Source organism: Candidatus Regiella insecticola LSR1 (assembly GCF_000143625.1).
Classification (GTDB): Bacteria; Pseudomonadota; Gammaproteobacteria; order Enterobacterales; family Enterobacteriaceae; genus Regiella; species Regiella insecticola.
The window spans coordinates 1-844 of the sequence record NZ_GL379617.1 but is presented as its reverse complement, the minus strand read 5'-3'; the positions used below and the strand labels follow the sequence as shown (position 1 = coordinate 844).

Sequence of the window (844 nt, the reverse complement as noted above, 5' to 3'; positions counted from 1 at the left end):
TATCAAGAAGCAACTAAAGTAGATGTCAATGAACAAAACCCACGAGCAGGGGAATTTTACGAGAAAATAGGTTTTAATGTTGTTAGTCGTTCAGAACTCGATGGGCAAGGAAAGCCATATCCAATCCTACATATGGAAAAGGGGTCCGTTTGAGAAACACAAAATATTGTACGTTTGTCAAAATAAGTTGAGGTCAGCAGGTTAGTCTTTTCCCTTTAGTATCGCTGCGATAATCTTCTCTACACTTTGAGCCACCGATAATGTGGCACTATCCAGTATCAAACGGTTTCTATTCCATGGCTGGTAATCGCGACTTACCACAGCCTTCCAGTCCGGAAGATTTAACCCGTTAATATCTGAATTTCGGTTCTCTACTTGATTACGATGTTGTACCTGATTGGAACAAATAACTTCAATCTCTAAAAAGGATACCCCTACAGAAAGGGCAACATCACGGTAAGCATTTCGCGTCAGCAGCATCGGGTTAACAGAATCAGTTATAACTGTTGACCCTATTTCATAAGCGACAAAATAACCAGCAGATCCCATTTCTTTATCTCCTTCTTCAGCTTCTCGAATAGCCTGTTCTATAGTGTCAACACGTAAGTAAACTGCGTTCAGCCGTTCGGATAATGTATACGCAATAGTACTTTTTCCACTTCCCGGTAAACCACTAAAAATGATTAACATGACTTGATACCTCTGATTACCAATAAGAGCCTAATCTAGGTTTCCTTGACTTTCCTGTCGGTAGAAGCTCTAAATCCGGCATACCTGAGAGCAATTGTACCCGGTAGGGTAATCTTTGCAGTTTCGTGGATACTCCGCTTTTTACTCTGCCGAT

General features: G+C 41.0%; 1 protein-coding gene. It reads right to left on the bottom strand.

Going from position 1 to position 844, the window contains the following annotated elements:
- Positions 1 to 201: 201 nt before the first annotated feature.
- Positions 202 to 690, bottom strand: a complete 489-nt coding sequence (locus tag REG_RS08110; RefSeq protein ID WP_006705198.1) for an AAA family ATPase — start codon at positions 688 to 690, stop codon at positions 202 to 204.
- Positions 691 to 844 lie beyond the last annotated feature (154 nt).

What these genes read in the sequence shown, in the direction of transcription:
- REG_RS08110 (WP_006705198.1), bottom strand. Translation starts at nt 690, where the DNA reads ATGTTAATCATTTTTAGTGGTTTACCGGGAAGTGGAAAAAGTACTATT.